General features: G+C 49.1%; 21 protein-coding genes. 8 read left to right on the forward strand and 13 right to left on the reverse strand.

The window, feature by feature from the left end:
• The first annotated feature begins 93 nt into the window (after positions 1-93).
• The 8 genes from hmdB (at position 94) to N5910_RS07785 (ending at position 6,446) form a co-directional block, all read left to right on the forward strand.
• Complete coding sequence (hmdB, locus tag N5910_RS07750) at positions 94-1,125, forward strand: 5,10-methenyltetrahydromethanopterin hydrogenase cofactor biosynthesis protein HmdB (protein WP_074359414.1); 1,032 nt, start codon at positions 94-96, stop codon at positions 1,123-1,125.
• A gap of 116 nt (positions 1,126-1,241) precedes the next feature.
• The gene (locus tag N5910_RS07755; RefSeq protein ID WP_074359415.1) at positions 1,242-1,718 is read left to right on the forward strand and encodes a DUF3236 domain-containing protein; all 477 of its coding nucleotides are present in this window, start codon (positions 1,242-1,244) and stop codon (positions 1,716-1,718) included.
• A gap of 10 nt (positions 1,719-1,728) precedes the next feature.
• Positions 1,729-2,511 (forward strand): DUF1188 domain-containing protein, encoded by a 783-nt coding sequence (locus tag N5910_RS07760; RefSeq protein WP_261599521.1) that lies wholly within the window; start codon positions 1,729-1,731, stop codon positions 2,509-2,511.
• The gene (locus tag N5910_RS07765; protein WP_238337893.1) at positions 2,508-3,227 is read left to right on the forward strand and encodes a Nif3-like dinuclear metal center hexameric protein; all 720 of its coding nucleotides are present in this window, start codon (positions 2,508-2,510) and stop codon (positions 3,225-3,227) included. Before N5910_RS07760 ends, N5910_RS07765 begins: the two co-directional genes overlap by 4 nt.
• 65 nt (positions 3,228-3,292) lie before the next feature.
• On the forward strand, positions 3,293-3,931 hold the full coding sequence (locus tag N5910_RS07770; protein ID WP_074359416.1) for a hypothetical protein: 639 nt from the start codon (positions 3,293-3,295) through the stop codon (positions 3,929-3,931).
• Positions 3,928-4,416, forward strand: coding sequence for a UPF0254 family protein (locus tag N5910_RS07775; RefSeq protein WP_074359417.1), 489 nt, complete (start codon positions 3,928-3,930; stop codon positions 4,414-4,416). The genes N5910_RS07770 and N5910_RS07775 overlap by 4 nt, the downstream gene beginning before the upstream one ends.
• Before the next feature lie 60 nt (positions 4,417-4,476).
• The gene (gene sufC / locus N5910_RS07780) at positions 4,477-5,232 is read left to right on the forward strand and encodes a Fe-S cluster assembly ATPase SufC (RefSeq protein ID WP_074359418.1); all 756 of its coding nucleotides are present in this window, start codon (positions 4,477-4,479) and stop codon (positions 5,230-5,232) included.
• A complete protein-coding gene (locus N5910_RS07785; RefSeq protein ID WP_074359419.1) occupies positions 5,214-6,446 on the forward strand; it encodes a SufB/SufD family protein in 1,233 nt (410 codons plus the stop codon). Before sufC ends, N5910_RS07785 begins: the two co-directional genes overlap by 19 nt.
• 108 nt (positions 6,447-6,554) lie before the next feature.
• Here N5910_RS07785 and N5910_RS07790 read toward each other — a convergent pair whose 3' ends face one another.
• The 13 genes from N5910_RS07790 to mtrE all read right to left on the reverse strand — a co-directional run bounded on the left by N5910_RS07790 (position 6,555) and on the right by mtrE (position 15,565).
• Entirely contained in the window at positions 6,555-6,821 is a 267-nt protein-coding gene (locus N5910_RS07790; protein WP_074359420.1) for a PRC-barrel domain-containing protein, read from the reverse strand.
• Positions 6,799-7,443: a TIGR00454 family protein gene (locus N5910_RS07795; protein ID WP_261599522.1), complete on the reverse strand. Its 645-nt coding sequence runs from the start codon at positions 7,441-7,443 to the stop codon at positions 6,799-6,801. The genes N5910_RS07790 and N5910_RS07795 overlap by 23 nt, the downstream gene beginning before the upstream one ends.
• A 20-nt stretch (positions 7,444-7,463) precedes the next feature.
• Positions 7,464-8,948 (reverse strand): methanogenesis marker 14 protein, encoded by a 1,485-nt coding sequence (locus N5910_RS07800; RefSeq protein ID WP_261599523.1) that lies wholly within the window; start codon positions 8,946-8,948, stop codon positions 7,464-7,466.
• Positions 8,949-9,117: 169 nt separating this feature from the next.
• Positions 9,118-9,549, reverse strand: coding sequence for a universal stress protein (locus N5910_RS07805; protein WP_261599524.1), 432 nt, complete (start codon positions 9,547-9,549; stop codon positions 9,118-9,120).
• Positions 9,550-9,554: 5 nt separating this feature from the next.
• Positions 9,555-10,508 (reverse strand): calcium/sodium antiporter, encoded by a 954-nt coding sequence (locus tag N5910_RS07810; protein ID WP_370518350.1) that lies wholly within the window; start codon positions 10,506-10,508, stop codon positions 9,555-9,557.
• 194 nt (positions 10,509-10,702) lie between these two features.
• Positions 10,703-11,635: a tetrahydromethanopterin S-methyltransferase subunit H gene (mtrH, locus tag N5910_RS07815; protein ID WP_074359424.1), complete on the reverse strand. Its 933-nt coding sequence runs from the start codon at positions 11,633-11,635 to the stop codon at positions 10,703-10,705.
• 15 nt (positions 11,636-11,650) lie between these two features.
• Complete coding sequence (gene mtrG / locus N5910_RS07820) at positions 11,651-11,911, reverse strand: tetrahydromethanopterin S-methyltransferase subunit MtrG (RefSeq protein WP_074359425.1); 261 nt, start codon at positions 11,909-11,911, stop codon at positions 11,651-11,653.
• Positions 11,911-12,117, reverse strand: coding sequence for a tetrahydromethanopterin S-methyltransferase subunit F (gene mtrF, locus N5910_RS07825; protein WP_074359426.1), 207 nt, complete (start codon positions 12,115-12,117; stop codon positions 11,911-11,913). Before mtrF ends, mtrG begins: the two co-directional genes overlap by 1 nt.
• 12 nt (positions 12,118-12,129) lie before the next feature.
• The gene (gene mtrA, locus N5910_RS07830) at positions 12,130-12,846 is read right to left on the reverse strand and encodes a tetrahydromethanopterin S-methyltransferase subunit A (RefSeq protein WP_074359427.1); all 717 of its coding nucleotides are present in this window, start codon (positions 12,844-12,846) and stop codon (positions 12,130-12,132) included.
• A gap of 12 nt (positions 12,847-12,858) precedes the next feature.
• Positions 12,859-13,161 (reverse strand): tetrahydromethanopterin S-methyltransferase subunit MtrB, encoded by a 303-nt coding sequence (gene mtrB, locus N5910_RS07835; protein ID WP_074359428.1) that lies wholly within the window; start codon positions 13,159-13,161, stop codon positions 12,859-12,861.
• 11 nt (positions 13,162-13,172) lie between these two features.
• Complete coding sequence (mtrC, locus tag N5910_RS07840) at positions 13,173-13,976, reverse strand: tetrahydromethanopterin S-methyltransferase subunit MtrC (RefSeq protein ID WP_074359429.1); 804 nt, start codon at positions 13,974-13,976, stop codon at positions 13,173-13,175.
• Positions 13,976-14,677: a tetrahydromethanopterin S-methyltransferase subunit D gene (gene mtrD / locus N5910_RS07845; RefSeq protein WP_191216162.1), complete on the reverse strand. Its 702-nt coding sequence runs from the start codon at positions 14,675-14,677 to the stop codon at positions 13,976-13,978. The genes mtrC and mtrD overlap by 1 nt, the downstream gene beginning before the upstream one ends.
• Complete coding sequence (gene mtrE, locus N5910_RS07850) at positions 14,678-15,565, reverse strand: tetrahydromethanopterin S-methyltransferase subunit E (RefSeq protein WP_191216163.1); 888 nt, start codon at positions 15,563-15,565, stop codon at positions 14,678-14,680.
• Positions 15,566-15,648 lie beyond the last annotated feature (83 nt).

Raw genomic sequence — 15,648 nt, forward strand, 5'->3', positions numbered from 1 at the left:
TCCCGGAAAAAATTTATTTATTTTTTATAGCATAAATGAGTTAAACAAAAACTTCTTATCAATCCTGATAAAGCAGCTTAAACCGGTGTTAAATTGATAAACAGGATACTTAAAAGGGCAGAGTCCGGGAACCCCCTTAGTGATGAGGAATTACTTGAACTGTTCAGGATAAACAGGCCAGAGGAATTTGCAGACCTGATGGACACAGCATTCAATATCATGCGCGACCACAGGGATCGTGTTAAATTAACATCAACGGTGCACATAACAAACATCTGCCAGGTCACCCCAAGGTGCAGGTACTGTGGATTCGCCGCCGGCACATCAAAAAATGGATACTACACCCCCTTCTTCAAAACCGATGATGAGATACTTGAAGCGGTACGGATAATAGAGGAATCAGGGATTCCACGGGTCAGCTGCTCAGGAGCCCACGGCTTTAATGGGGAACACGCGGTTAAGGCTGCTGAGATAGTCAAGGAGAACACCTCACTCGAGCTCCTCATAAATGTTGGAGCCGACCTCACCTTAAGCTCAACAAGAAAACTTGCAGACTACGGAACTGACACTGTCTGCTGCAACCTTGAAACCATCAATAATGATCTTTTTAATCTTATAAAGCCGGGTGAAAGGCTTGAAGATCGTATAAGGGTATGCGAGTCTGTATGTGACAGTGGAATAGAACTTTCAAGCGGTCTTCTCATCGGGCTTGGTGAAAGTTATGCTGATCGAATAAGACACCTCAGATTTCTGGATGAATTTGAAAGCCTTGGTGAGATACCCATAATGGGTTTCAACCCCTACAGCGGCACCCCCATGGAGAACCACCCCCCATGTCCACTTGACGAACAGATGAAGACCATAGCCATTACACGGATCCTCTACCCAGATATCAGGATAACCGTTCCGACACCAACCATCGGCCCTGAAAATGCCAGGTTCTCACTCATGGCAGGTGCAGATAACCTTGCAACCGTCATACCCGACGGATACCCCCATGACGTCAAGGGTGTGGGTTCACCAAGGTACGGCAACCTCAACGATGTCCTCATGGTCATCCAGGAGATGGGTCTCAAACCACAGTTAAATTTTGCACCTGAGGCAGAGGGTGTTGCAATCCTCTAACTAATTTTTTATATCGTCATTGCAATAATCTAACATCAGACAGTTACTGCCTAATTTCCATAAATGTGCATAAATACAGTAACTGGACTCTTACATGAGACAAAGCAGGTGATTGAATGCTGGAGGACCTTATCAGGGAAGCCTACCTTGAATCTGCAGAAAACAGGAGGCGCGGTGACCGGGAGGAAGAAGTTAGGGCCATAAGGGATTACATCAGGAGCGCCGGGCGGATAGCGGTGCCCAACTGGAACCAGGAAAAAATAAGGGTCATAAATGAAGTCCTGGCCGAATTCGGCCTCCCAGAGGCGGAGCACCTCCAGTTCAACACCAGCTGGGTTGACCTTACAAGGATGCCCGCTGTTACAAAGGCCCTCCTCGCCCTGGATATATCTGGTGCTGACCTTGTGATAGCCAGGGGGAGGCTGGGTGTGCCGGGTTCAGGTTCACTCCTTGTAATAATGGACTCCAGGGGCAGGTTGCTATCAGCAGCCACCTCCCCACCACATGTACTGCATGGGAAACCCGTGGCTGAAGCTGTGAGATCCGAGATGAGACTTGCCCTTGAAAGGCTAGGTTTCACCATGGAAAAATGATGAAACTGGAATGATTGAAATGGGATCCTATGAGACAGGAATAACAGAGACCGTCAGGACTTTCTTCTCGGAATACACGGTCCATGACATAATCAGACATATAGGTAAAACCAAGGCCTCTGCAGTCACAGGGTGGCTTGATGATATCAAACTCAGACCAGAAAGGGCCCTTATAATCGGTTCATACTTCACAGGAGCATTCATTGCAGAGAGCCTTGACTGTGAGGTCACGGTGGTTGATATAAATCCCCAGCTGAAATTCCTCCTTGGTGAGGGTGTGGAATTCCATGATAGCATCCATGATGTGAGCGGGACCTGGGACCTCATCGTAGACACAACGGGCCTGGGTGGTGTGGGGGAGGATGAACTCTCAGGCCTTGATTCAGGAGCATTCCTCGTTGAGGACCCCACCTCTGATGGCAGTGACGGAACCATAATGAGGTTAAATGAAACAGAAGAAAGGCTTGATATGATTGAATCAGACTACAGGGGATCCCTCCGTACCTGGGGGCTTAGGACAAAGACCTCGGGCACCATGACCCTCACCGTTGAGGTCCTCAGACGGTCAATGGCTGACATCATGGAACTTGATGGTGTCCTCTACAGCACCGCCACCCTTGAGTTCTTTGAAAGGCTACTCTTCAGGAAGAAGGACCCTGCAGGTTTCCTCAGTCGCCTAGAATCTACGGCCCTTATGGTGTCCTCCCTCCTTGACGTTGACTGTGACACGGTCCTTGAGAGAAACCTTTCCATGATAAAATCCAGGGTGATCCCTGCAGACTTATTTAAATGAATAACATGCTGAAGGGTGAAAAAATTAGAATAGAAGAGTTCGTTGAAATCATGAATGGAATAGCCCCTGAGTCCCTTGCCCTTGAAGGGGACCCTGTAGGGTATCATGGCCCGGACATCAGTGTTGAATCTGCACTGATCATGATGGACTACATTGAGGGTGCGGTTGTGGATGGATACGACCTCCTGGTACTCCACCACCCTCCCCTTCTGAGACCACCCGTACCCTACTACGTCATACACTCCAACTGGGACGTGGCAGATGGCGGGGCATGCGATGCCCTTGCAGAGGCCCTCAACCTCTACCCTGAATCATTACTTGACCCTGCAACCGGTATCGGCCGTATATGCAGTGGGGACATCTACCTGGATGAACTCCTTGAGAGGGTCTCCGGACTGAACCCCTCATCAATCAGGATAGTTAATCCTGCAGAGAACATTGACAGGGTCGCTGTTGTATCGGGATTCGGACTATCACAGGAGGACCTCATAATAAGGGCGTTCAATGAGGGGGTTTCGGCCTTCATATCAGGGGACCTGACCCACAGGTGCGCTGTCCTTGCAAGGAACCTCCAGATAACCCTTGTTGACGCCGGACACTACTCAACCGAGATGCCCGGCCTTCTGAGGCTCCGTGACATCATAGAGGACTTTGGCATCACCGCCGATATCCTTGACACCGGGACGCCCTGGCAGGAGTACATGGCACCGGATTGAACCCATGATGGTGTCACGGTCCATTCAGGGCTCTTCACAGGATAAAAATTTGAGAGGCTGATAACTTGGACATCGCTGAACTTGAGAAGAGAAAATCACCCCACGGAGAGGTCACCCTTGTCGGTGCAGGGAGGCTGGGCTTCAGGACCGCCCTGAACCTCATGCAGATCCACAGGGGGGGACCATCAAGGATAAACGTTATTGACGGCCAGAGGATATCTGCAGATGACCTCATATTCAGGTTCCTCGGTGCAAGGGTGGGTGACTACAAGGCCCGGTTCATCGAGGGACTTGCAGGTAAGGGTTTCTCAAGGGAGGTGAAGGGTTTTCCCGAGTACATCACAGGAGAGAACCTTGACCTCATCAGTGGCGATGTTGTCTGCATACAGATTGCAGGAGGCGACACCCTCCCTGTGACTGCGGATATAATAAAACACGCCCATAGATCAGGAGCTGCAACCATAAGCACCATGGGAGTCTTCGGTATAGACAGGGATGATGTGAAGGTGGAATGGCTGGACGAGGCCCCCCCTGAAAACCCTGTTGTTGAGTATCTCCAGGCTGCAGGGATCAGGGACCACCTGCTTGTGGGGACCGGTAAACTAATAAGGGACTGGGAGCCCGTCACACCCTACGTCCTTGACAGGGTCTCCGAGGTGATGACATCAGAGGTGCTTAAACTCCTGAGGAGGAGAATGGAATGATAAGGGTTGCCACTGCAGAGTGCTTTACCCATGGTAAGGTGGCGCGGGAGATACATGCCTTCTCAATGGGCTACCCGCTGAATTATAACTGGAAGATCAGCGCGGAACTCGTCCTGGTGGCAGGGCTCTTCATACCAACCCTGTCGGGTGTGAGGAACATACTTGGATTTGAACCCCCCATGCCAAGGGCGACGATAAACGACATAAAGGTCTACGGTGAGGAGGAGGATGAGGAGGTGGCCCTCATGATGGCAAGGGCCGTGAGGGAACTTGCAGATTCGGATATAGGTATAGGTACAACCGCGGGTATCGGGAGGGGTGGTATTGCGATTGCAAGCAGGGACCGGTGGGATGTTATAAACTCGGAGGTCCATGCAGACCTGAGATACCCTGACACTGAAAGGATCCTTGAAAGGCAAAAATCAGGGATTCAGAGGGCCCTTCAGCTACTTGAATCATTCATCGTCGACTTTAAGGACCGATAAGAACATATTTATTTCATGCAGAGAATATTAATCATATAAAGAAAAATGGTGGTGGTTTAACTGCTTCTTGAAATAACCGACCTTGCAGTTGAGGTTAGCGGAAGGCAGGTCCTCAAGGACATAGACCTCTATATTGATGAAGGGGAAACCCATGTACTCCTTGGCCCCAATGGTTCGGGTAAGAGCACGCTCTTCATGACGATCCTCGGCTTCCCGAAGTACAGGGTTACGGGTGGCCAGATAATCTTCAAGGGTGAGGACATAACCGAGCTCAGCACAACCGAACGGGTAAGGATGGGTATCGGTGTCAGCTTCCAGAACCCCCCTGTCATCAGGGGCGTGAAACTCATGGACCTCCTCAAGGTTGAAAGTGGCCTTACAACCGAGGACGAGTTAACACCGGAGCTCATTGAACTTGCAAGGAAGATGAAATTTGATAAGAGCTTCCTTGAAAGGGATGTTAACCTTGGATTCTCAGGTGGTGAAGTTAAAAGGTCCGAGATACTCCAGTTACTCGCCCAGAAACCTGACTTCATAATGTTTGATGAGCCAGACTCAGGGGTGGATATAGAAAACGTTGAGCTCCTTGCAGAGGAGATAAATGTGCTTCTTGATAAGGACAAGAAGCCGGGTTTAAGGAGGAAATCAGGGCTCCTCATAACCCACCTAGGATACATACTGAACTTCGTGAATGCAGACACCGCCCATGTGCTCATGGATGGTAGAATTGCATGTTCAGGTAACCCTGATGAGATCATTGAAGATATAAGGAAGGATGGATTCAAGGGGTGTGTTGAATGCTGCGGGATACATTGAAGAAGGCTGAAAAGGCCAGGGACAAGAAGGCCCTTTATGGTGAGGACATTGACCTTGAAAGGTTCATAAAGGAGGAGGCAGGTGAACATGAAGAGGTCCCGAGGGCCAGGGAGGTTCCGAAGAAGGTCCAGGAGACCCTACTGAAGGTGGGTGTTGACCCTGAGGAGAGGGAAAGGGCAGGTACGTTCATACAGGTGGACCAGTCAGGTATCTGCACAACCTGCGCCTCTGAATCCATAGAGATAATGGGGATGAACGTCGCCCTCGACAGGTACAGCTGGTTGAAGGACTACATGTGGAAGGCCGTCGCTGTCGATACCGACAAGTACACCGCAACAACGGCCCTCAGGGAAGCTGAAGGTGAAATGGGGGGCTACTTCATAAGGTCCATGCCCGGTTCAAGGGAGGTCTTCCCTCTCCAGGCCTGCATGTTCATAGGTGATGAGAATGTCATGCAGACAGCCCACAACATCATAATAGCCGAGGAGAACTCTGAACTCCATATAATCACAGGATGCGCCACCGGCGAGGATGTGAGTTCAGCCCTCCATGTGGGTGTATCCGAGTTCTACCTTAAGAAGGGTGCCAAGATAACCTTCACCATGGTCCATAACTGGGCCGAACAGGTTGAGGTCCGGCCGAGGACGGGTATCATGGTGGGTGACGACGCCACCTACATAAATAACTATATACTGACAAGCCCCGTTAAGAGCATACAGTCCTATCCAACAGCCTACTGTACAGGTGAAAATTCAAGGGTCGTGTTCCAGTCAATCCTTGGTGGTCAGAAGGATTCTGTCCTGGATGTGGGTTCAAGGGTCATCCTTGAGGGCAGGGGTTCAAGTGCTGAGATAGTTTCACGTGCGGTCTCCAAAGACGCCTCACAGATCTACTCAAGGGGTCACCTGGCAGGAAGGGTCCCTGAGGTAAAGGGTCACCTTGAATGCCATGGACTTGTACTCTCAGATGATTCAATGATCTACGCTGTCCCCGAGCTTGAGGGAAGTGCCACTGAACTTGAAATGTCCCATGAGGCGGCCGTTGGAAAGATAGCTGAGGAGGAGGTCATGTACCTCACATCAAGGGGGCTTACAGAGGATGAAGCAGCCTCAATGATAGTCCGTGGATTCCTGAGCATGGACATAACAGGACTGCCACCTGAACTGGCCGCTGAAACAAAGAGGATGCTTGACATGAGCCTTAAGGGAATGTAAAGAACATTCCTTTTATTTTAGAATTAGAACCTGAAAAAATTCTTTTTTTAATAAAATTAGATGTACCTGGTAAAGGGATCATTAACCTTTTAAATATGGTGGCCAGGTCTATTCTGAGATTATGATGAACTCACCAACCTTCTCTACCTTGCCGAAGGGCACCAGGAGGTAGTCGCCCTTCTTCTTCGCCCCCTTAACATTCACATTCCTTCCCTTCTCAACCTTTATGACAACATCGGTTATCTTGCCTGTCTTGTCATTGATTATGAGCTCCTCCAGCTCCCCGAGGATGCGGGCGTTGTTGGTGGCCACCTGGTAGCCCTTTATCTCACTCCAGTACTTTTCTTCCCCTTTAATCAGCTTCTTTTCTTCCATCATTCTCACCTAAAATTTCCTCAAGAATCCTCAAATCCCTGGGGGTATTTACATTAACAGCCAGTTCCAGTATGGAAGCCTCAAGGATCTTCTCGGTCTGTACTATGTTTCTACTCATTAATATATTTACCCCGCAGGGTACTAATCCATCCATCCATCCATTAACATCAATTCCATGCTTCCTGCAGAGCTCTTCAGGGACAGCCACGCACATGGCCGGCTCCTCCGAAGATGTGTACTCTGATATTATCCAGTCTATGGTTGAACCTGAAACAAGGGGGAGGTCTGCATTCATGATAAACAAGGGTTCAGCAGGGTGCCCTTCAAGCTTTTCAAGCACCTCCTGGAGGTCCTCAACGTATCCACGCCCCGAGGTCCTGATGACAGCGTACCCCTTATCTTTAACGTGCTTCTCTGTCTGTGGAGTGTTTGGACTGGTCACCACGGTTATATCCGTGATTTTATCTGCTGATTCAAGGTTTTCAAGGACGTGATCAATGAGGGGCCTTCCCAAAACCCTTATAAGTGGTTTTTCATTATCCATCTTCAGCCTGGTGCCCCTTCCACCGGCCATTACAAGCGCCCTCATCCCATCAGGTCCGCTTAACTTATGGTTAGCCAATTGGCAACCCCGCACCTTAATCATTCAATCCACTTATCTTCCTTGCGTGACTGGAGCTTTCTCCTCATGCCAAGGATGCATGGCCCGTTCTGTCTGCCTCCGATGGGTGTGTGGGGTGTCCCCATTGAGTTCATGCAACGTGCCATGACAGCAGCTCCCAGTGCAAGGGCATCCGATACAAAGATGCAGTCAGCGAATCTGTCCTTAACGTACTCGAGTATGAGTTTTGGCTTTGTACCTGTTATACCTGCTCTGCCTGTGACCCCGAGCACAGAGCCCTCCTCTATAACCTCCTCATCAAAGGCCTCATCTATGAGCCTTTTAACTATCATTGCACTCACATGGTCAAGGGTTGCGAAGAGGGTGTGTATACCATCCTCCTGGTATATTGTATGGCCTATCTCTGTGAGTTCAGGGAGTTTATCACCGTTCTTGCCTGCATCGCATCCTATGAGTGTTGTGCCTGCGGTGTAGGCCGCCTCTGTATCCACGGGGACCGTACCGAACCTTTTCCTGTTCACGGGTACCTTGCGGATGTCTATGATCTCCTCATGGATCATGGCAGCGTTTTCCTTCGCCTTCTTCCAGTTGGCGCCCTTCATGATTGATTTCTTGTAGAGGTCCAGTGCTGCGCCTCCCCTGCAGTCAACCATCTCGGTACCCCTTATAAGGGCGTCGGATATGGCACCGGCGAGTCCGCAGAAGTTGCCAACGGTCCTTGCGTAGGGTTCATCTGAATTAACTATACGGCCGGCGAGGGTTGTCCCGAAGTCAAGGGAAACACATGGGTTCCTGTAGTCAACGGTCGTCCACTTTGAGCCAAGCTTTATGCCGGCCGTTACAAGTTCCCCCTCCATCTCATTTGCAACAACCTCCCTGCCGGTTGGGGGTATCACGCTTGCAACCGCACCGTCAAAGATTACCCTGTCCAGGTAGGAGAAATCCCTGAGGCGTTCGGGTATGTTGTCTATGGACAGGGCCGGGGCCATCTTCCTGGGGGGTATCCCTGCCTTGAGGCAACCCTCTGCAAGGGCTATTATGAGTTTCCCCACCTCCTCAGGAGACCCGAAGCCTGCTGTAACACCGGTTGATCTTACAACAAAGTCAAGGTCCTTTTCGATGTCAACCTTCGCCCTTTTTACTGATTCAAGGATGGTGTCCCTTACAAGTTCGGATACTGATTCCTTTGTAAGTTCAACCCCCCAGACAGTCTTGCCGAAGACCTCCTCGCACTCCTTCGGGGGTCTTATGTCACGTGTCATCTTCACTGTCTTGTCGAGGAGGTAGCTGCGGCTCGTGTTGAAGTTGGTTGCTGTGAGTATGCACTTTGTTGTTGTGTTACCGAGTTCAACTGATGCCACGATGTAGTATACATCCGGGCGCATTGAGTAGCCGGATCCAACAGTTTTTTTTGTGAATGGCGCCGCTCTCGTATCTTCTATGGTTATGAATCTGCTTTTTGCAATTACCGGTTTGGGACCGAAGATTTTACTCAAAAATGACAAGTGATTACCCCCTTATTCAATGTAATATTGTATTCCAGGAAATAATATAAATCTTATGAATAGGCGCCGATAGAAAATAATAAAAGTTAACCCTTCCCTGTGGCTCTGTAGCCCCTGAAAATGGAAAAATAAAATGGTGAAGTGGTGAAGAAGAATCCCGCTGATAAATTTAAACTGTCCTTACCAGGTGTATGGTGCATGGGGCGTAGTGTACGACCTTCTCTGATACACTGCCAAGGAGGTGTTTGTCCACGAGGCTCTTACCTGTCCCCATTATGATCACATCAACAGCCTCCTCCTCTGCAAGTTTAACTATCTCATCTGCCGGGTCGCCCTCAAGCATAACACCCCTGAACTTGATGTTGGGGTTTCCAGAACCTGTAAGGGCCTTTTCCATGTCTCGGAGTATCTCCTTTCCGCGGGCTGTGAGTTCCCTGATCATCATCTCCTTAACCTTTTTAGGTGTCAGGAACGGGACCGAGGTGTCAACAACATAGAGGCAGATAACCTCGGCTTCTCTGCCGTGCAGGAGGTCAAGTGTGTGCTCTATGAGTTCATCCATGTATTCGCCCATTGTTGGAACAAGAATTTTACGGTACATTTCAATCACGCCAGTACAAACAATCTCATTACAATATATGATATGTATACTGCAAGTAAAATAATTCCCCCGCTCCTTCTAAGTTTCATGCCCCCCTGTCTGATAAGGAGGACAAGGAGTACGGACACAAGGATCATCACCGGGGCGTCGAAGCTCAGTGACAGTGGTTCAACAGGGACCGGGTTTATCATGGCAGGTACCCCTATGCCTATGAGTATGTTGAAGGTGTTGCTTCCAAGTACTGTGCCTATTGAGAGTTCATGAAGTCCCTTAACAGCGGAGGATAGTGTAACAACAAGTTCAGGTATGCTTGTACCTATGGCGAGGGTGAAGAGCCCCATTATCATGGCAGGGATCCCTGCAATGTCTGCAAGTTCAACACCCGTGTATACAAGGATACGGCAGCCTATTACAAGACCCGTGAATCCAAGCACCGTAAGTCCAATCTTTTTAACATCAAGGGGTTCCTTCATCCTTTCATTTGAACTGTCCTTTGAATACGCCTTCTGGGCGTTTATAAGGCGCATGAGGTATACCAGGTAGACCACGACCATTATGACCGCTGCGACTTTTCCGATGCTTCCAAAGAACATGAAAAACAGTAGAACCAGTCCGGTTAGAATGGTTGCGCTGAAATCCCTTTTAAGTCCATCGGTGTTTGTTTCTATGACCCCGGCAACCACCGCGGAGATACCGAGTATCCCTGCAATGTTCCATATGTTTGATCCTATAACACACCCCACCCCTATATCCGTGCTTCCAGAGAGGGATGCTATGAGTGCTGATCCGAATTCAGGGAGTGATGTGCCGATTGCAGATGCTGTGACACCAAGTATAACCTCTGATATCCCGAAGGATGATCCAAGGTCCACGAGATTGTCTACAAATAAATCTGCTGATTTTATGACGATAATCAAAGAAGCTGCAAGGGCAGCTACCAGGATTAGTATTCTCTCAATCAAGGTACCACCGTTAAAGTTTATCCTGATGTTTCCACTGGATCACCAGATGAACCAGTATATTAATTGTGCATGGTCACTTAAAACCTTATCACGGAAGTATGTTGCCGTCTTCTCCTATTTAAATAATTTGTTAATATAAAAAATAAAATAAGTATTAAAACATGTTGGAAAAAAATAAATTTTGGTTGCTCCTAGAGCAACTTGAAGAATGGGTGGTCCTCAACTGGCTCTGTGCCTATGTCCTTGGCTGCTTCACTTATGAATATGTCAGCCATTGCACAGGCAGGGAAGGCTATCCTTGCGTTTTCTATTGGACCGAAAAGGACGAAGTCACCACCGGCCATCTGCTGGATCAGGTTGGATCCAACGTCACAGACAGGCCAGGCCTCCTTGTGGTCCTTCTTGTATCCTCGGAGCCAGTCCCATGCTGATGGCACGTTGTGTATACCGCTACCAACAGGGTAACCCCATTTGCTCTTAACTGCGAAGGATGTCCTCACAGCAACACCTGCACCCTGACCGAGTGGTGTTACAGCAACGTCCATGAGGTACTTGTCAATACCGCAGTCGGCTGCCATTTCAAGGAGACCCTTGTCTATTGTGCCTGCACCGTCTTCCCATATGCCTATTTTACCCTCAACTGTTGGGTCCATTGGGTTGAAACCCAGGACAATTGAAGCTGAGAGTTTTGTGTCCTTAAGGGCTTCAAGTTCTGACTCATCGGCGGACATGTTAACTGAGTTGTAGATTGCCCTCTCCTCAAGGCCGACTTCACTGGCGTACTGTGCACCGGCGATCCTTGCCTCACCGGATGTTGAGTCTATGAAGAATGGTGCGTCTGTAACGTCACCCACAAATTCAAGGTACTTCACGATTGCCTCAGGTGTCTGACCGAAGGTCTGGACGATGTGAGGGTTTCCTGTGACGTCAGACATCTCTTCCTGGGTCTTTATGAGTTCCTCTGCCTTGTCCTTGTCAAAGACACCTGCCTTTTCATCATCGATGATACTGTGTCCACCATAAAATATTGTTCCAGCTAAAACAGTTGGGTACTCTCCTGGCTGACCACCAATTTTGGTTCCAGCTATATCCAGTACGATCTGTTCCTTATCAAACCTAAACATATGTAAACCTCCGAGTTATAGTCCGAATAGGGATCTTAAAAGTCCTCTTAACAATCCTGCAAACAGTATGTTGGTTACTGCAAGGATAATCAGACCTATCACAATACCGTATAAAATACCTATATCTCTACCGATCTGCTGTCCTATGCGCTGTGAATATTCGCCGACGGTGAACTCCACCTTCTCTTCGATTTCATCAAGTCTTTCGTTGGCCCTGTTGAATTCATCAGCAGAGACAAGTACGCGGGGTATTGTGGTTTTTTCTTCATCTGACATCAGATCACCCCTAACATGCTCATCATTGCAGGCACGCCGACAAGGAGTGCTGCCAGGAGGAAGCCGATGGCTATACCTGAAATCCTTGTGGCTATTAGACCTGCGAATAACCTGCCATCTCTACCGATGAGCTGGTTTCGGTATTTTATGTCCTCTACAACGTTCTTGATGCCACGTATGTTGGGTTTATTGGATAGTATAATCATCTGGAAACCTCCCTAGACCAGTAGAAGTATACCCAGTGTCAGGGTGAAGGCGAGGCCGATCATTATGCCCTGAACCTTACCTGAGTACATACCGGCGAACATTCTGTTGGTGGAACCTATCATCTTAACCTGTGTCTGGATGTTCCTCATCCTGGCCTCTATAAGGGCTGTTTCAGGAGCCACAGGTTTGACTTCCTCTCCCTCTTCTTCTTCGCCGCCTTCTTCCACTTTTATAATCATTGCCTCTTCTTCGAATGCCCCTGGGTCCTTCTCGATGCACTCCTTGACCTTGGCCTTGATTGCGTCGGCGTCCTCAACGTCAATGAGGTTTACAATTTCCAGCTGTTTCTGGAACCTCTCAATACCCTCATCAGGTATGTTCTCTATGTATGGAATTGCACCGGTTGCACCGATGATGTTCCTTTTATCAGGGTCAACACCGTTCTGGTGGAGGGCCTCTATACTCTGACCTGTTATGTGGCCCTGGACCTCTGAACCGCATAGAATGAGGAACCTGATGTTGGGGTTTGATATGAGGTTGGCGATCATCTTTTCAATACCGAGGTTCTCTGTTTTGCATGGCCCTGCGATTGCAGCGCCTGCTTCTACTGGAACGTCCTCTATGTGTGAGGCAAGGGTGGTGGCAGCCACTGGACTTTCAGGGTCCCCTACAATGTAGTCCCCGTTAACCACGGGCCATCCTTCAGCAGGTGATTTCTTTTCAACCACTCATAACACCTCCTATAAGAGCACGGCAAACATGATGATCAGACCAAGAATGAACCCATAGACCATGTTTGTGAGTTTACCTGCTGTGAGATAAACACCTTCCCTTCCAGGGTAGGAACCCTCGGAAACGGTTGTTGGGTCCAGTGAGTTAATCAGATCATCTGCTGTAGCCTCTAGTGCAGCTATCTGTTCGTTTATTTCATCCATGGATAATATTATAACTTCTCTTCCAAGAGAAGCCCCTATCATACCGGTGGATGGATCAAGGGTCAGGTTGTATTCCGGTACTATCTTAACTATTGGTAGCATTTCCATTTTGGAGCCTCCTACTGCTCTTCCTCCTTAGGCCAGAGACCTGACCATTTCACAGATGCGGCTTCCTCGAAGGATGCTTCTATGAATGACTTTATAGCAACAACCCATGCGAGTGCACCCACCAGTGAAACCAGCCACCAGCCAGGGTTCAAGCCTATTCCAAGGAGCCCTACAATGGCCATTGAGAGGAAACCTGTTGAGGCTGCCAGTTTAAGTGTCCTGGTCTGGTTCTCGTTTGGACCTAGACATGCGTTGAATGGGTGCTGGATTGCCATTGTGTTGAGTATGAAGAGCAGGCCTATGAACCCTGTTGATATGACTGATGTGAGCATTGCCTGCATTGTGTAGCTTCCGGCTATGGCTGCTGAGAATCCAAGGACTGAAAGTGCAGCCGCACCTGATATTTCAGCCGTGCACTTCTCGAGTATCGGAATTTTCATCTTAACTATCCTTTTACCCAGCACAGCCACCACGATACCCAGTATCATGGCAAGTACAAATCCAACCACTGGCACTGCTATTGCAGGCACCACAAAGACTGATGCGAGTCCAGCGACGGCACCCACTATACCTATTGCAAGGGACATGTAGCCTATTGATGGCACACCCGTACCGAGACCGTAACTTGCAACCCTCCTTATGGCGTCTGCACCCCATACTATTGCGCAGACTGCCCCGAGGGAGGCCAGTACAGGGCCTATTACAGGGTTAAATGCAGATAAATAGATCCCTGCAAGTCCGCCGATTATTCCAAGGGCCATCAGGTTTGTTTCAGGTATGGCTGCGCCGGCCGGTCCTCCTGCTGCTACTGACATTAGAAGACACCTCCATATACCAGTAATGTTGAAAGAGCGCCTGCAACAATGGAGGCTATAAGACAGGCCACTATTCCACGCCCTATCCTCTTGAATTTAGGATCATGGAAACCTTCAATTGTACCTCCAATGTTATATGATGCAATTACCGCGTTTATGAAGAATATGCCCACGGCAAAGATCGCTGCAACACCTGCAGCCCCCATTGCACCATATGACAGGGTCTTAAGGGCCTCGTTCAGTGCCCAGTAGATCAGTCCACCGCCTATTCCACCAAGGGCCCCTCCGATTATACCGCTCACAAAGCAGACTGTTGGGAGGCCGTGCCCCTCGGTACCAGGGGTGACGTATTTTTCCTGCTCCATCTTTGTTATCGGGTCAACAGCCACCTTTGCAGATACAGGGACCGTGCCAACACCAAAGACGTAGATAAGGTTACCCACAAGCATGGTGATACCGATCATGAGCATTGAACCAACAGCCCCTGCAGCCATTATGAGTAGTGGGGGCTGGCCTGTCATTGCTGCGGCGGTTATGAGTCCTGTTAGACCTGCACCTGCAGCAAGCATAGCTGTACCGGTACCCACACCTGTTGCTGTTGCCATAGCTGCCGGCGCACCACCCACAGGTACGAAGTGTACACCTCCACCTATGAGTACTCCTCCAGCGGTTATAGCTCCTATCAGTAGTAATGGATCCATCTATTCATCCTCCTTGTATGGTCCATATGTGTTTCTTGCAAAGACTTCAAGCCTGTTGTTGAGGATTATCAGTAACAAGACTATGATGAGACCTGATATTATTCCGCCGGTTATACCGAAGACTATCGTGTTCCAAAAGCTCAGGAATACTATTGCTCCGAATGCAAAGCCTGTTAATGGTCCTCCGTACTTTGCACAGAAGTGAGCTACGTCCATTGAGTTCCTGGCTCCAAGCTCTGCCTTTGTTGTTATGTCACCGTGAATCGCAACAGGTATACCTCCACCGAAGGGGTACTGCTGGTACTCCCTCTCAGCACCGTAGTGGACGTCCCCTGTTGATGAACCTATTGCACCGACGGTTATACCCCAGAGCACTGCAAGAAGTGGCAGCGGGAATGGGTGTCCAAAGCCAGGGATCGGTAGTGTCATGAGGTAGGATAATCCCACGATACAGAATGTCACAATAAATCCATGCCCTGCTATCGGGCCTAAGTGCTGAACCAGCATGTCCATGAAGAGTGGCTGGTTGAACTGGGACTGGCTTACTATTCGTCCCATGTGGGATGTTACAGCGTAGGTTGTGTGCACCATCGCAGCGATCACTGAACCAACTGCAATAGCCATTATTACAGGTAGCTGCATTGAGTTTAGAAGCACGTATGCAACTGAACCAGCAATTCCGCACCAGGTACCGTATGCAACGGGTTCCCCTGACACGGCCTTGTTGATTATACGGTGCAGGTGCCCCATCTGTGGTGCCAGCTGAACCTGTGAGTTAGGGTTACTCTGGGATCCTACGTCGGACTCTAAGTCCTCTGCGGCTCCTGCTATGGTTGCAGCTGCACCCATGAGAGCTACAACACCTAAACCTGTTATCATAGGGTCCATATTTCTTCCTCCTTTTATTTTTTAGATAAAAAAAATTAGGTGCATTACACTTAAAAAGTTTACGTGTAATGCACCTTCGTTAA

The sequence above is a fragment of the Methanothermobacter wolfeii genome (assembly GCF_025397995.1).
Taxonomy (GTDB): Archaea; Methanobacteriota; Methanobacteria; order Methanobacteriales; family Methanothermobacteraceae; genus Methanothermobacter; species Methanothermobacter wolfei.

What these genes read in the sequence shown, in the direction of transcription:
- N5910_RS07755 (WP_074359415.1), top strand. Translation starts at nt 1,242, where the DNA reads ATGCTGGAGGACCTTATCAGGGAAGCCTACCTTGAATCTGCAGAAAAC.
- N5910_RS07760 (WP_261599521.1), top strand. Translation starts at nt 1,729, where the DNA reads ATGATTGAAATGGGATCCTATGAGACAGGAATAACAGAGACCGTCAGG.
- N5910_RS07765 (WP_238337893.1), top strand. Translation starts at nt 2,508, where the DNA reads ATGAATAACATGCTGAAGGGTGAAAAAATTAGAATAGAAGAGTTCGTT.
- N5910_RS07775 (WP_074359417.1), top strand. Translation starts at nt 3,928, where the DNA reads ATGATAAGGGTTGCCACTGCAGAGTGCTTTACCCATGGTAAGGTGGCG.
- N5910_RS07785 (WP_074359419.1), top strand. Translation starts at nt 5,214, where the DNA reads ATGCTGCGGGATACATTGAAGAAGGCTGAAAAGGCCAGGGACAAGAAG.
- N5910_RS07790 (WP_074359420.1), bottom strand. Translation starts at nt 6,821, where the DNA reads ATGGAAGAAAAGAAGCTGATTAAAGGGGAAGAAAAGTACTGGAGTGAG.
- N5910_RS07805 (WP_261599524.1), bottom strand. Translation starts at nt 9,549, where the DNA reads ATGTACCGTAAAATTCTTGTTCCAACAATGGGCGAATACATGGATGAA.
- mtrH (WP_074359424.1), bottom strand. Translation starts at nt 11,635, where the DNA reads ATGTTTAGGTTTGATAAGGAACAGATCGTACTGGATATAGCTGGAACC.
- mtrG (WP_074359425.1), bottom strand. Translation starts at nt 11,911, where the DNA reads ATGTCAGATGAAGAAAAAACCACAATACCCCGCGTACTTGTCTCTGCT.
- mtrF (WP_074359426.1), bottom strand. Translation starts at nt 12,117, where the DNA reads ATGATTATACTATCCAATAAACCCAACATACGTGGCATCAAGAACGTT.
- mtrB (WP_074359428.1), bottom strand. Translation starts at nt 13,161, where the DNA reads ATGGAAATGCTACCAATAGTTAAGATAGTACCGGAATACAACCTGACC.
- mtrC (WP_074359429.1), bottom strand. Translation starts at nt 13,976, where the DNA reads ATGTCAGTAGCAGCAGGAGGACCGGCCGGCGCAGCCATACCTGAAACA.
- mtrD (WP_191216162.1), bottom strand. Translation starts at nt 14,677, where the DNA reads ATGGATCCATTACTACTGATAGGAGCTATAACCGCTGGAGGAGTACTC.
- mtrE (WP_191216163.1), bottom strand. Translation starts at nt 15,565, where the DNA reads ATGGACCCTATGATAACAGGTTTAGGTGTTGTAGCTCTCATGGGTGCA.